14 protein-coding genes and 1 tRNA gene are annotated in these 12088 nt (G+C 70.9%); 7 read left to right on the top strand and 8 right to left on the bottom strand.

All coding sequences use genetic code 11. The features are described from left to right. Window positions 1-555: NAD(P)H-binding protein (locus BIU89_RS11485; protein ID WP_139179012.1), on the bottom strand; the 555-nt coding region annotated here is incomplete at its 3' end. 67 nt (window positions 556-622) lie between these two features. Beyond that, window positions 623-1324, bottom strand: a complete 702-nt coding sequence (locus BIU89_RS11480) for a hypothetical protein (protein ID WP_027464656.1) — start codon at window positions 1322-1324, stop codon at window positions 623-625. Between the two features lie 91 nt (window positions 1325-1415). On the opposite strand from BIU89_RS11480, the gene BIU89_RS11475 reads away from it, so the two are divergent. Then, the gene (locus BIU89_RS11475) at window positions 1416-2279 is read left to right on the top strand and encodes an acyl-CoA thioesterase (RefSeq protein ID WP_083404324.1); all 864 of its coding nucleotides are present in this window, start codon (window positions 1416-1418) and stop codon (window positions 2277-2279) included. Here BIU89_RS11475 and BIU89_RS11470 read toward each other — a convergent pair. Together BIU89_RS11470 and ettA are read right to left on the bottom strand one after the other, a co-directional pair. Beyond that, window positions 2266-2718 carry an acyl-CoA thioesterase gene (locus BIU89_RS11470; RefSeq protein ID WP_071246643.1) on the bottom strand — a complete coding sequence of 151 codons (453 nt, stop codon included), beginning with the start codon at window positions 2716-2718 and terminating at the stop codon, window positions 2266-2268. The genes BIU89_RS11475 and BIU89_RS11470 overlap by 14 nt on opposite strands. 32 nt (window positions 2719-2750) lie before the next feature. Then, the gene (gene ettA, locus BIU89_RS11465) at window positions 2751-4436 is read right to left on the bottom strand and encodes an energy-dependent translational throttle protein EttA (protein ID WP_027464653.1); all 1686 of its coding nucleotides are present in this window, start codon (window positions 4434-4436) and stop codon (window positions 2751-2753) included. A 135-nt stretch (window positions 4437-4571) separates the two neighbouring features. Here ettA and BIU89_RS11460 point away from each other — a divergent pair, with 135 nt between their 5' ends. Next, window positions 4572-5294 (top strand): hypothetical protein, encoded by a 723-nt coding sequence (locus BIU89_RS11460; RefSeq protein WP_071246641.1) that lies wholly within the window; start codon window positions 4572-4574, stop codon window positions 5292-5294. A 29-nt stretch (window positions 5295-5323) separates the two neighbouring features. Here the strand turns inward: BIU89_RS11460 and BIU89_RS11455 are convergent, their stop codons facing one another. The 3 genes from BIU89_RS11455 to msrA form a co-directional block, all read right to left on the bottom strand. Further along, window positions 5324-5947: a single-stranded DNA-binding protein gene (locus BIU89_RS11455; RefSeq protein WP_071246639.1), complete on the bottom strand. Its 624-nt coding sequence runs from the start codon at window positions 5945-5947 to the stop codon at window positions 5324-5326. A 119-nt stretch (window positions 5948-6066) separates the two neighbouring features. Then, window positions 6067-6270, bottom strand: a complete 204-nt coding sequence (locus BIU89_RS11450; protein ID WP_071246637.1) for a hypothetical protein — start codon at window positions 6268-6270, stop codon at window positions 6067-6069. A 37-nt stretch (window positions 6271-6307) separates the two neighbouring features. Next, on the bottom strand, window positions 6308-6835 hold the full coding sequence (gene msrA / locus BIU89_RS11445) for a peptide-methionine (S)-S-oxide reductase MsrA (RefSeq protein ID WP_071246723.1): 528 nt from the start codon (window positions 6833-6835) through the stop codon (window positions 6308-6310). A gap of 150 nt (window positions 6836-6985) precedes the next feature. On the opposite strand from msrA, the gene BIU89_RS11440 reads away from it, so the two are divergent. Continuing rightward, on the top strand, window positions 6986-7252 hold the full coding sequence (locus tag BIU89_RS11440; protein ID WP_017886047.1) for a hypothetical protein: 267 nt from the start codon (window positions 6986-6988) through the stop codon (window positions 7250-7252). Window positions 7253-7341: 89 nt separating this feature from the next. Continuing rightward, window positions 7342-8619, top strand: coding sequence for a hypothetical protein (locus BIU89_RS11435; protein WP_071246635.1), 1278 nt, complete (start codon window positions 7342-7344; stop codon window positions 8617-8619). A 100-nt stretch (window positions 8620-8719) separates the two neighbouring features. Here the strand turns inward: BIU89_RS11435 and BIU89_RS11430 are convergent. Next, a tRNA-Arg gene (locus tag BIU89_RS11430) sits at window positions 8720-8792 on the bottom strand. 152 nt (window positions 8793-8944) lie between these two features. On the opposite strand from BIU89_RS11430, the gene BIU89_RS11425 reads away from it, so the two are divergent. The 3 genes from BIU89_RS11425 to BIU89_RS18530 all read left to right on the top strand — a co-directional run. After that, window positions 8945-9706 carry an acylneuraminate cytidylyltransferase family protein gene (locus BIU89_RS11425; protein ID WP_071246633.1) on the top strand — a complete coding sequence of 254 codons (762 nt, stop codon included), beginning with the start codon at window positions 8945-8947 and terminating at the stop codon, window positions 9704-9706. After that, on the top strand, window positions 9703-10575 hold the full coding sequence (locus BIU89_RS11420; RefSeq protein ID WP_017886049.1) for an N-acetylneuraminate synthase family protein: 873 nt from the start codon (window positions 9703-9705) through the stop codon (window positions 10573-10575). Before BIU89_RS11425 ends, BIU89_RS11420 begins: the two co-directional genes overlap by 4 nt. Before the next feature lie 23 nt (window positions 10576-10598). Next, window positions 10599-12088, top strand: a 1490-nt coding sequence (locus BIU89_RS18530; protein ID WP_071246632.1) for a DUF6716 putative glycosyltransferase, incomplete at its 3' end; no start/stop codon positions are given.

Below are 12088 nucleotides of genomic sequence, written 5' to 3'. Positions count from 1 at the left end.
GAGGTCGTCGACGTGCACCGTCGTCCACCGCTGGGAGCCGTCACCCACCAGCCGCACCGGCTGCTCGCCGTCGCTGACGAACATCGCCGGGATGCCGGCGCCGCGCCCGTACACGATGCCGGGGGCGACGATGGTGCTCCGCACGTCGCTCGCCCGCAGCAGGGCCTCGTTCGGTCCGCGCCAGGCGGTCAACGCCGGCGGGTCGAGCGGCGACTGCTCGGAGATGTCCGTCGAGTCGCCGAAGGTGAAGATCCCACCGGTGTGCACGAACGGCTTCGGTGTGCCAGCCAGGGCACCGATCGCGGTGCCGATGAAGTCCGGGTCGACGCCGGGCGCCGATGCCGTGTGGACCACACCGTCGCTCTCGTGCAGCAGCCGTTCGACGACGGCGGTGTCGGTGACGTCGCCGACCAGTGCCCGACCACCGGCGTCACGGACGTGTTGGGCCTTCTCGTCGGACCGGACGAGCGCGGTCACCTCGTCGCCGTGGGCCACGAGGGAGCGGAGGACGGAGGAGCCGATGTAGCCGGACGCGCCGGTGAGGAAGACGTGCATGCGGCCAGCCAACCACGGCGGCCGGGCGGCGTCGCCGTAGCCGTCGGCGGCGTCGGCGTCGTCGTCGCTAGGAGGTCAGGGTCCAGGCGCGGCGTTTCACGAGCACGTGGCCGCGCGAGGTCGTGAGTCGGCTCCACGGACCCGTCTCGAACAGCCGGACCGGGTCGTGCCCGAGGAACCCGAGGCTCTCGCCTGCGAAGCCCGCACCGGCGGGCAGGTGTTCGACGCCCGGGACCGGTCGGCCCCAGACCTCGGCACGGATCCGCCGGACGATGGCCTCGCCCGAGTTGGACGGCACCGCATCGGCGACCTCGGCGATCCCGTCGCGGGTGGCCCGGCGGAGGAGTTCCGGGGAGACGTCCGGCAGCGGCACCCAGCCACCGCGGGGCGGGGAGATGGCCGCCCACGTCACGGTGTGCACCTCGTGCGGCAGCTCGACCTCGATCGGGGTGGCCCGCGTCGGGTCGGCACCCTCGGCGTGTTCGGCGTCCTGCGCCTCGGCCAGCAGGCGGAGGCGCTCGAGGAGCGACTGCAGCGGGACCACGGTGTCGATCGACGCGGGCTCGGTGAGCGAGAACGTGCGGAGCCCGAGCACCGTCGGCAGTTCGTCGAGCAGCCCGAGCGGGTAGAGGATCGCCGTGTAGACGGCCAGGACGCCGGAGTCGGCGATGAGCCGGACCGAGCCGTCCTCGATCCGAGCGGCACGTCCGAGGTACGTGCGGAGGTCACCGAGTGAGGCGGCGTCGGGAAGCGTGAACGAGTTGCCCATGTCGTCCCCGATCCTACCGGCCATCGGCGCCGCGCAGCCTGGGCGCGACGACCTGCGACGGCGGCGGGCAGCCGTTCGTAGACTGCACAGCGTGAACGGCGAACCCGACTTCCTGCGGACCCTGCGACTCGAGGACACCGGCGCGAGCACGGGCGAGACGATCCTGACCGGTGCCAGCCACTGGTCCCCCGGCGGACGGGTGTTCGGCGGCCAGGTCCTGGCGCAGTGCATCGTCGCCGCGCAGCGCACGATCGAGGGACGCGACGTCCACTCGATGCACGGCTACTTCCTGCGTCCCGGCGACATCGACGTGCCGATCACCTTCGGCGTCGAGCGCATCCACGACGGCCGGTCGTTCGCGGCCCGTCGCGTGCAGGCCTACCAGCGGGGTGTCCCGATCTTCTCGATGATCGCGTCCTTCCAGGTGCCGGACACCGGCATCGAGCACCAGGACCCGTACCCGGTGGACACCCCGGACCCGGAGTCCCTGCCGTCGGCCGCGTCGATCCTGTCCGCGATCGATCACCCGGTCGCACGTGCCTGGGCCGCGCGGTCCATCGACCTGCGACACGTCGAGGGACCGGTGTTCGTCGATGTGCAGGGCGAGCACGTGCCACACCAGGCGGTCTGGTTCCGGGTGCAGGGCGACCTGCCGGAGGACCCGGCGCTCCACCGTGCGGTGCTCGGGTACGCGAGCGACCTGTCGATCCTCGAGCCGATCATGCGGCGGCACGGCGTCGCCTGGGGCACTCCGGGGGTCAAGAGCGCGAGCCTCGACCACGCCATGTGGTGGCACCGCGACGGTCGCGCCGACGAGTGGATCCTGTACACGCAGGAGTCGCCGAGCGCACAGGGCGGACGGGGACTCGCGTTCGGCCGGATGTTCTCCCGTGACGGCAAGCTGCTGGCCACCGTCGCCCAGGAGGGCATGATGCGGGTGCCTACGGCCGGCTGAACTGCACCGGTTCCTCGAGGTAGCGCTCGCACGCGGCCCGCTCGGTGTCGGTCAGTCGGCGCGGACGGTTCGTCGCCGCGTCGACCATCACGAGCGCGGTCGTCGCCCGGGTGTACAGGACAGCCGGGTGCTGTCCCGCCGGCGACCAGACCTCGTACGAGACGTCGATGCTCGCACCCCCGAGCCGCCCGATCCACATCTGGATGTCGAGCGGCTGACGGAGGTACGGGATCGACTCCAGGTACTCGAGGCGCTGGCCGGCGATCACCGTCATGGTGCCCGAACCGGGCCGACCGTCGATGATCGGCTCGGGCAGGTCGCCGTCCGGGTCCTCACCCGGGTCCGCACCCCAGAACCCCACGATGCGCGCCTCTTCGAACAGGCGCAGCATCGCGGAGTTGTTGACGTGACCGTAGGCGTCGATGTCGCTCCACCGCATGCGGATGGGAGCGTGCAGTCTCGCCACGAGGGTCAGTCGCGGGTGAGCTTGCGGTACGTCGCGCGCCCGGGCTTCGCGGCATCGGCGCCGAGGCGCTCGATCTTGTTCTCCTCGTAGGCCTCGAAGTTGCCCTCGAACCAGTACCAGTTCGGCGTGCCGTCCTCGTTGAGGCCCTCCCACGCCAGGATGTGCGTGGCGATGCGGTCGAGGAACCACCGGTCGTGGGTGATGACCACGGCGCAACCGGGGTACTCGAGCAGGGCGTTCTCGAGGCTGCCGAGCGTCTCGACGTCCAGGTCGTTGGTCGGCTCGTCGAGGAGCAGCAGGTTGCCACCCTGCTTGAGCGTCAGCGCCAGGTTCAGACGGTTGCGCTCACCACCGGACAGGATGCCGGCGCGCTTCTGCTGGTCCGGGCCCTTGAAGCCGAACTGCGACACGTAGGCGCGGGACGGGATCTCGGTCTTGCCGACCTGGATGTAGTCGAGTCCGTCGGACACGACCTCCCACAGGTTCTTGTTCGGGTCGATGCCGCCACGGGTCTGGTCGACGTAGGAGATCTGGACGGTGTCACCGATCTTCAGCGTGCCGCCGTCGAGGGGCTCGAGCCCGACGATCGTCTTGAAGAGCGTGGTCTTGCCGACGCCGTTCGGGCCGATGACGCCGACGATGCCGTTGCGGGGCAGCGTGAACGACAGGTCGCCGATGATGACGCGCTCACCGAACTGCTTGCGCAGGTGCTCGGCGTCGATGACCTGCGAACCCAGACGCGGGCCGACCGGGATGACGATCTCCTCGAAGTCGAGCTTGCGGGTGCGCTCGGCCTCGGTGACCATCTCCTCGTAGCGGGCGAGACGGGCCTTCGACTTCGCCTGACGGCCCTTGGTGTTGCTCCGGACCCAGTCGAGCTCCGAGGACAGGCGCTTCGCGAGCTTGGCGTCCTTCTTGCCCTGGACCTCGAGGCGAGCGCGCTTCTTCTCGAGGTAGGTCGAGTAGTTGCCCTCGTACGGGTACAGGCGGCCGCGGTCGACCTCGGCGATCCACTCGGCGACGTGGTCCAGGAAGTACCGGTCGTGGGTCACGGCGAGGACGGCACCGTGGTACTGCTGCAGGTGCTGCTCGAGCCAGAGCACGCTCTCGGCGTCGAGGTGGTTGGTGGGCTCGTCGAGGAGGAGCAGGTCGGGCTTCTGGAGCAGCAGCTTGCAGAGCGCGACGCGGCGCTTCTCACCACCGGACAGGTGCGTGACGAGTTCGTCCCCCGGGGGGCACTGCAGCGCGGCCATGGCCTGCTCGAGCTGGGAGTCGAGGTCCCACGCGTCAGCGGCGTCGATGTCTTCCTGCAGCGTGCCCATCTCGGCCAGGAGCGCGTCGAAGTCGGCGTCCGGCTCGGCCATGAGCGCCGAGATCTCGTTGAAGCGCGCGAGCTTGCCGTGGATCTCGCCCACGCCTTCCTGCACGTTCTCGAGCACGGTCTTGCTCTCGTCGAGCTCCGGCTCCTGCATGAGGATGCCGACGCTGAAGCCCGGCGTGAGCTTCGCCTCGCCGTTGGACGGCTGGTCGAGACCCGCCATGATCTTCAGGATCGTCGACTTGCCAGCACCGTTCGGTCCGACGACGCCGATCTTGGCGCCGGGGAGGAACGACATCGTGACGTCGTCGAGGATCAGCTTGTCGCCGACCGCCTTGCGGGCGCGGACCATCTGGTAGATGTACTCAGCCATATCTCGATGAGTCTACTGAACCCGGCCCGCTGCCGGAACGCGCACAAGGGGTGTTGCATCGGCACACTTCGACGTACGGTTGCCTCGCCTTCCACCAGAGGCCTCGTCGTCCACACGGAGATCAGGATCAGGGACATGCCCACAACACGAATCCGCCGGCTCGCACTCCCCCTCGTCGGAGCGGTCGCACTCGCGGTCGGTCTCGTCGCACCCACCGGCGCGACGGCATCGGCAGCCACCGTCGCCCCGCACGGCACTCCGCTGGTCGAGTACACCGCCAACATCACCCAGGGCGGGGCCGGCACCGGGTACTCCTCGTACATCAACGTGCACGACGCCTACAACAACGCGTTCTCCGTGGGGATCCAGTCCGACAAGGGGTCCACCGTGAGCAAGGGTGCGCCGCGGTTCATCTGGGAGCGCGTGCAGAACGGCAAGTTCACGTACGGCTACCTCGGCCCGGCGACCCACAACGTGACCCCGGTCGGACTCCGCTTCTACCCGAACAACGTCGGGACCTTCTTCGCGAACGGCCACACGATCGCGGCGGTCGGCCTGAACCTGAAGGGGCGCCTGTTCTTCAACGTCGAGGGGAACGGCCGCCTGAACGGCGACGTCGTCCACTCGTCGATGCGCAACGTGAAGATCACGGTGCGCAACAAGCCCGGCGTGAGCGGTCTGCAGGGCACGTGGAACACGAACTTCTCGTTCCACGGCCTGAAGGCACGCCAGGTCAACTCGCCGGCGGTCCAGGGAGCGACGTTCTGGGTGGACGGCCGTGTGAGCGGCCTGCCGAAGGGCGGCAACTGGGACACGACCGAAGTGGCGGGCATCGGCATGATCACCCAGCGCTGGTGATCGTCGGACACTGATCCGCGCGACGGGCATCACGCGGCCGTGCGTTCGTGCTCCTCGGGTGCGTCCAGGGCGCGCAGGCCGTCGACCCGACCGGCGTCGTCGAGATCGTGGTCGTGTTCGTCGTCCCGATCGACGTGGTCGGGCTCGACGTGATCGACCGGCTCATCGCCGTCCGCCCGGGCCTGGTCGTGCCCAGGAGCCGACCCGGGCTCGTCCGGGGTCGGGCCGCGCACCTCGCCGGTCCGGGGGTCGACGTCCGGGGTGACACCCGGCGTCACCGCCGAGTCCGAGGTGTGTCGAGGCACCTTGACCCAGTTGCTGATGCCCCACGCCAGGTCGTGCCCGATGCCGTCGGCGTCGATCTCGACCGAGGTCCCACCGCGACCGTCGCGTTCCCACGTGCGGATGCGGACCCGGCCGGCGACGACGATCCGGTCGCCCTTCTTCAGGGACTTGAACACGTTCGATGCGAGCGACCGGAACGCGGTGACGGTGTACCAGTTGGTCGCGCCGTTGACCCAGGCGGCGGTTGCCCGGTCCCAACGGCGTGAGGGCGACGCGAGTCGGAGACTCGTGATGGCGATGCCGGTCTCGGTGACGAGGTGCCGGGGCTCGGTGGCGACGATTCCGCAGACGGTGATGATGTCGTTCATGCGTCGATCGTCACGGAGCCCGGGGCTGCATCAGCGGCCCCGGGCTCGATCTGTGGCGTGTGGACCCGATCAGGCGACCTGTGGAGGACGAGTCCCCCGGGCCTCCTGTCCGGACCCGCTCAGTGGGCTCGGAACTCGGGCCGGGCGGCCAACGGTCCGAGCGCGGCGTGGACCGCACCCTTCGCGGAGTCGAGGGACGGGTAGGGCCCGCCCGCCCGTCGACGTCCGTAGAGCTCGACCTGGAAGCCGTCCGCCGCCCGGTGGATGCTGCCCACCGCGCCGGCCGGACCGATGGCGACCCAGGTTCCCGTGTTGTCCGTCATGTTCGAACCACCTCCTTGTGGCCCTGCCGTCCCGGGGTCAGGACGCCAGGATGTACTGACTGTAGGCCTTCCGGACCTTGTTCACCTTGGGCAGCGCCACTGCGAGGCAGTAACCCTGGCCCGGGTTCTTCGCGAAGAAGTCCTGGTGGTACTCCTCGGCGCGGTGGAACGTCGAGAGCGGCTCGATGGTGGTGACGATGCCGCCGTCCCAGATGTCGGAAGCCCGCTCGATCGCGCGCTCGAACAGCTCGCGCTGCGCGTCGTCGGCCGGGAACATCGCCGAGCGGTACTGCGTGCCGACGTCGGCGCCCTGACGGTTCAGCTGACGGGGGTCGTGCAGCGTGAAGAAGACGTCGAGGATCACGTCGGCGGGGATCACCGACTCGTCGAACGTCACGGCGACCGCCTCGGCGTGCCCCGTCGTGCCGGTGCACACCAGTTCGTAGGAGGGCTCCTCGACGTGTCCGCCGACGTAGCCGGACACCACGTCCTGCACACCCTGGAGCGTGCGGTACACGGCGTCGAGACACCAGAAACATCCACCTGCGAGCACGAACGTGGTCATGGCCACTCCCTCTCTCCGGGCCGCAGATGCAGCCGCCTCGTTCCTCCACAACAGTGTGCGCGGAGACCCTGTTCCCCAGATCTGATGGCACCCCTCGGCGTGTCGGTGGTCCGCCGTAGCGTCGGGTTCACACCGACCAGGAGGCCAGCGATGCAGACCATCACCGAACCCGCACTGCGGATCCGCACCGTCCCGCTGGCCCGCGCCCGGGGCGACTACCGGATCCTCGACGTCCGCGACGACCTGAGCCGGGTCACCCGGGCCAACGGCGAGATCGTCGGGTACGTCGACCGCATCGACGTCGCCGGCGACACCGCGTACCGTGCCCGCCGGTACGTCGCGACCGAGCGCCGGTTCGTCGAGCTGCCGAGCGTGTGGTCGGCCGACGACGCCGTGGACACCCTGCGCTGGTCATGATGTTCCAGATTGGAATCATCTGCGGTGGGATGCGCGGAACGCCGTCCGGCCTCCCCGACGCCTGAACGTTCCGTGGGTATGGTGCGCGCATGGACTGGTGGAACGACCTGACCGACTGGACTTCGTCCGACACGGGTTGGCGGGTGCTCTCGGGCGCTGTGATCCCCTTCGTCGCCATCGTCGTGGCGGGCGTCATCGCGGCGCTCATCGGGCGCAGCGCGACGAAGCGGGTCGTGGCGCTGCAGGAGCGGGAATCGAAGAACGCGGCCGTCGCCGCGATCCTGACGGCTGCGCGCAAGGCAGCTGCGTGGGGATCGCTCGGACACGACGAGCGGGCCTACGCCGACCACCTCGCCGAGGACGCCGACATCCGGCTACGCCTGCTCCCCGTGCAGGGCGCGCCGCTGGCTGCCAACTGGGCACAGCACGAGATCGCCGACATCAAGAAGAACTCGTCGACGTTCAGCTTCCAGGCCGACCAGTCCCTCGCCGAGTTCCGAGACCGCCTGCTCGACTGGCAGGCGCGACCGAGCCGTGCCCGCAAGCTCTTCAAGGCAGACCTCGAGCGCTGGAAGTTCGAGTCCCCGGACCCCGACGCCGACCTGATCAAGCGCCAGCAGGACTGGAACGCCGACCAGGCCGAACCCCCGCGCACGCAGGCGCAGGCGCAGGCGACGGCAACGGCCCCGGCCGCTCCCGCCGAGCGTCCCACCCCGACGACGACCTCGCTGCGTCCGGCGCAGCGCCCCGCGTCCGCACCCTCGACTCCTCCGGCACCGGCCGCTGCCGCCCCCGGTGCTGCTGCGCCCGGTGCTGCTGCACCGGCTGCTGCCGGCGGGACGACCCCGTCGTTCTCGGTGAACCGCGGTGCGGGCACGAACCCGAACCGCGGCACCACCGACCCGAACGCCACGCGTTCCTTCGGTGACAACACCACCCGCGTCTACGGCGACGACGAGGCTGCACCACAGGTCCGTCCGACGCTCGGTACCCCGACCTCGCCCGCCCGCTCCCCCCAGGGCCGCGGCACGGACGACACCGAGGTCGTGGACGACGCCAGCGCCACCCGCGCCTTCGGCGACACCGACCGCGCACCGCGGAACGACCGCCCGTCCTCGTCCGACCGCCCCGTCGCGACGCCCACCGCAGCCGACGCACACGTCAACCGGGCACCCGCGAACCACGTCCCGCCCGCCTCGGCACCCCGGGTCGACACCCCCGGCGCGACGAACACCACGTCCGTCCCGACGCGGCTGAACCAGGCCCCCGCAGAGCCGGCCGACGCGAACGAGACGTCCGAGGCGCCGTACACGCAGCCGATCAGCGCCGCCGAGCTCCGACGCCGCGCCGCGGACGACGACGAGTAACAGCCACCACAACGAGCAGTAGCCAGCACGACGAGTAGTAGCCAGCACGACGAGAACAGGGCCGCCATCCGGAGAGGATGGCGGCCCTGTTCGTCTTCGGCGCCCCCGGCAGGAATCGAACCCGCGGCACGGTGGGTAGAAACCACCTGCTCTATCCACTGAGCTACGGAGGCGAGCAGCGTCGATTGTAGCGGCGAGCGGCCCTCAGACGCTCGATGCACGCCCCGCCGCGTCGCCGCGACAGGGCTCGGCGGTCGCCCAACGGTCGGCCACCGTCTGCTCCCCGTTCCCCTCCACGACACCCGCGCTTCGTAGCGTCCGGAGCATGCGCACCACCGGTTCCGTCCTCGCCGTCGTGCCCGCCCGTGCCGGGTCGAAGGGGATCCCCGGCAAGAACCTCCGCACGGTCGCGGGTCGTTCGCTGGTCCGTCGAGCGGTCGAATCGGCACGACGTTCCGCGCGCATCGACGAGGTGGTCGTCACGACCGACGGCGACGCCATCGCCGCCGAGGCCGTCGCCGCCGGTGCCGCCGTGGTCCGCCGTCCACCCGAGCTCGCCGGCGACGAGGCGTCCTCGGAGTCCGCGCTGCTGCACGTCCTCGACGCGATCAGCACGCCGCTGCCCGAGGTCCTCGTCTTCTTGCAGGCGACCTCGCCGTTCATCGACCCGGCCGACCTCGACGCCGCCGTCGCGCGCGTGGTCGACGGGCACGCCGATGCGGTGTTCGCCGCCGCTCCGTCACACGCGTTCCTGTGGCGGACCGCCCCGGATGGCACGGCGGTCGCAGTGAACCACGACGCTGCGACCAGGCCCCGTCGGCAGGACCGCGAGCCCGAGTACCGCGAGACCGGCGCCTTCTACGTGATGCGGACGGCGGGGTTCCTCGAGAACCGGCACCGGTTCCACGGCCGCGTCGAGCTGGCCGTCGTCGACGGTGCCGGCGCGATCGACATCGACGACGAGGCCGACCTGGCCCTCGCCGAAGCCCTCGCCGAAGCCCCGGCCCCGGCCCCGGCCCCGACAGCCACCACGACCCGAGACCCATCCCCGACGCGGGCCACCCCCGCACCGAACGGAGCACCATGACCGTCACCATCGGTACGTCCACGATCGGCGCGGGCCACCCCGCGTACCTCATCGGCGAGATCGGCCTCAACCACAACGGCGACGTCGACATCGCGAAGCAGCTCATCGACGTCGCTGCCGACGCGGGCCTGCAGGCCGTGAAGTTCCAGAAGCGCACCCCCGCGATCTCCACGCCGGAGCACATGAAGAACACCCCGCGCAGCACCCCGTGGGGCGACATGACCTACCTGGAGTACCGCTACCGCGTCGAGTTCGACCGCGACCAGTACATCGAGATCGGCGACCACGCGACCCTCCGCGGCCTCGACTGGTTCGCGTCGCCGTGGGACGAGCCGTCGGTCGACTTCCTCGAGGACCTCAACGTCGTCGCCTACAAGATCGCCTCGGCGTCCGTCACCGACCTCGGCATGCTCGCCGCCGTCGCCGCGACCGGCAAGCCCGTCATCCTGTCGACCGGCATGTCCACGCTCGAGCAGATCGACGCCGCCGTCGAGACCCTCGGCACCGACCGTCTCGTCCTCATGCACGCGACGTCGACCTACCCGCTGCCGGCCGAGGAGGCGAACCTCCGCATGATCGACACCCTCGCCCACCGGTACGCGGGCGTCCCCGTCGGGTACTCCGGCCACGAGCCCGGCCTGCAGATCTCCATCGCCGCGGTCGCCCTCGGCGCCACGGCCGTCGAGCGCCACATCACGCTCGACCGCACGATGTGGGGCTCCGACCACGCCGCGTCGCTCGAGCCGCACGGCCTCAAGACGCTCGCCCGCGACATCCGCATCATCGAGACCGCCCTCGGCGACGGCGTGAAGCGCATCTTCCCCGGCGAGCAGGCACCGCTCGCGAAGCTGCGTCGCGTCGGCGCGTGACCGGCGCCGCCCGACGAGGTGACGTGACCGGCCCGGTCGACGGGACCGGTGCCCTGGACGGGCCGGGTGACGGTGGTGCGCCGACAGACGGACTGGAGGCGCGCCTCCCGTCCGACGCGTCACCGCGCGTCCGACGCGTGGTCGGCCTGGTCGACACCGACTCGTTCGCGAAGTGGGGCGCGCACCTGCTGGCGAGCGCCCCGGCGGACTGGGACCTGGAGCTGCGCACCGTGGCGACCCCGCGGTCGGCGAGTCCGAAGCAGCTGCGGTCAGCGTTCCGCGGGCTCGACCGGCGACTCGCCCACCTGCACCGCGAACCACCCGCACCCAAGGACGTCGACGCCGTCGTCGAGGAGCTCCGACAGGACCCGCCGGACGCCGTCCTGGTGTCGTTGATCGGACCGGTGGCTGAACTCGTGATCGACGAGGTGCACCGGCGGATCCCGCACCGGCCGGTGCTGGTGTCGGGGCTGCCGGGGATCTCGTTCCCGTCGAAGTGGAAGGGCATCTTCTTCCGCGCCCGAGCCGACCTGTTCGTGCTCCACAGCCACCGTGAGGTCCGCGCGTACGAGGAGATGGCGCGCGAGGGCGGCGTCGAGCCGCACTTCGCGCTCGCAACGCTGCCGTTCGCGCGGCGTGCCGGGGTGACCGGCAGTGCCGGCGCGACCGATCCTGTCGGCGGTGTCGGTGGGACGGTTCGCGACTCCGTCGTCTTCGCCGCGCAGCCGAGTGTGCCGTCCGAGCGGGCCGACCGGGCGCTCGTCGTGCGGTGGTTGGTCGAGACGGCGCGGGCGCACCCGGAGTGGCGCGTCGTCATCAAGACGCGCGCTGCTGCCGGCGAGCACCAGACGCACCGCGAGGAGCACCCCTACCCGGACCTGGTGCCCGCGGACGCGCCGACCAACCTCGTGGTGGAGAGCGGGCCGATGGCCGAACACCTCGACCGGGCGGTGGCACTCGTGACCATCAGCTCGACCGCGGTGCTCGAGGCGGCGGCACGGGGCGTCGCCGCGCTCACGCTGACAGACTTCGGCATCGGGCGGCACCTGATCAACGAGGTGTTCGTGGGGAGCGGCCTCGAGGGTGACGCCGTCGACCTGGTCGATGGACGGTTCGGGGTCGTCCGGCCGGAGTGGATGCGGGACAACTACTTCCACCCGGCTTCTGAGGACGACTGGCAGCACCGGCTCGTGGAGCTCATGGCCCGACGGGACGCCGGGGCCCTGGAGGACCGGGCGCCGGCCCGGCGGAGTCGCGGTGGGGTGCTGCGCCGCGCGTGGGAGCGGAAGAACGCCCTCGGTGGGGCAGATCGCAGCCCGCTCGGGCTGGTGGCGCTGGGCATCGGGGCGCCGATCCGGGGCGCGAAGCGTCTGGTGCGACGTGTGCGGGCGATGGTCGATCCGCCGGCACCCGTGGTGGTGGCGGCGCCGACGTCGCAGCGCGCGGGGGTCCGCGCCGCTGTGCCTGCGCCGGGGGCCGCCGCTGGCACGGCCGCGGCGCCTGCGGCTGCGGC

Origin of the sequence: Curtobacterium sp. MCBA15_005, from assembly GCF_001864855.1 — a bacterium.
Taxonomy (GTDB): domain Bacteria; phylum Actinomycetota; class Actinomycetes; order Actinomycetales; family Microbacteriaceae; genus Curtobacterium; species Curtobacterium flaccumfaciens.
The sequence above is the reverse complement of the archived record's forward strand: the minus strand, read 5'-3'. Positions and strand labels throughout refer to the sequence as shown.

What these genes read in the sequence shown, in the direction of transcription:
- BIU89_RS11425 (WP_071246633.1), top strand. Translation starts at nt 8,945, where the DNA reads ATGCGCACCACCGGTTCCGTCCTCGCCGTCGTGCCCGCCCGTGCCGGG.
- msrA (WP_071246723.1), bottom strand. Translation starts at nt 6,835, where the DNA reads ATGACCACGTTCGTGCTCGCAGGTGGATGTTTCTGGTGTCTCGACGCC.
- BIU89_RS11460 (WP_071246641.1), top strand. Translation starts at nt 4,572, where the DNA reads ATGCCCACAACACGAATCCGCCGGCTCGCACTCCCCCTCGTCGGAGCG.
- BIU89_RS11480 (WP_027464656.1), bottom strand. Translation starts at nt 1,324, where the DNA reads ATGGGCAACTCGTTCACGCTTCCCGACGCCGCCTCACTCGGTGACCTC.
- BIU89_RS11435 (WP_071246635.1), top strand. Translation starts at nt 7,342, where the DNA reads ATGGACTGGTGGAACGACCTGACCGACTGGACTTCGTCCGACACGGGT.
- BIU89_RS11440 (WP_017886047.1), top strand. Translation starts at nt 6,986, where the DNA reads ATGCAGACCATCACCGAACCCGCACTGCGGATCCGCACCGTCCCGCTG.
- BIU89_RS11450 (WP_071246637.1), bottom strand. Translation starts at nt 6,270, where the DNA reads ATGACGGACAACACGGGAACCTGGGTCGCCATCGGTCCGGCCGGCGCG.
- BIU89_RS11420 (WP_017886049.1), top strand. Translation starts at nt 9,703, where the DNA reads ATGACCGTCACCATCGGTACGTCCACGATCGGCGCGGGCCACCCCGCG.
- BIU89_RS11470 (WP_071246643.1), bottom strand. Translation starts at nt 2,718, where the DNA reads ATGCGGTGGAGCGACATCGACGCCTACGGTCACGTCAACAACTCCGCG.
- ettA (WP_027464653.1), bottom strand. Translation starts at nt 4,436, where the DNA reads ATGGCTGAGTACATCTACCAGATGGTCCGCGCCCGCAAGGCGGTCGGC.
- BIU89_RS11455 (WP_071246639.1), bottom strand. Translation starts at nt 5,947, where the DNA reads ATGAACGACATCATCACCGTCTGCGGAATCGTCGCCACCGAGCCCCGG.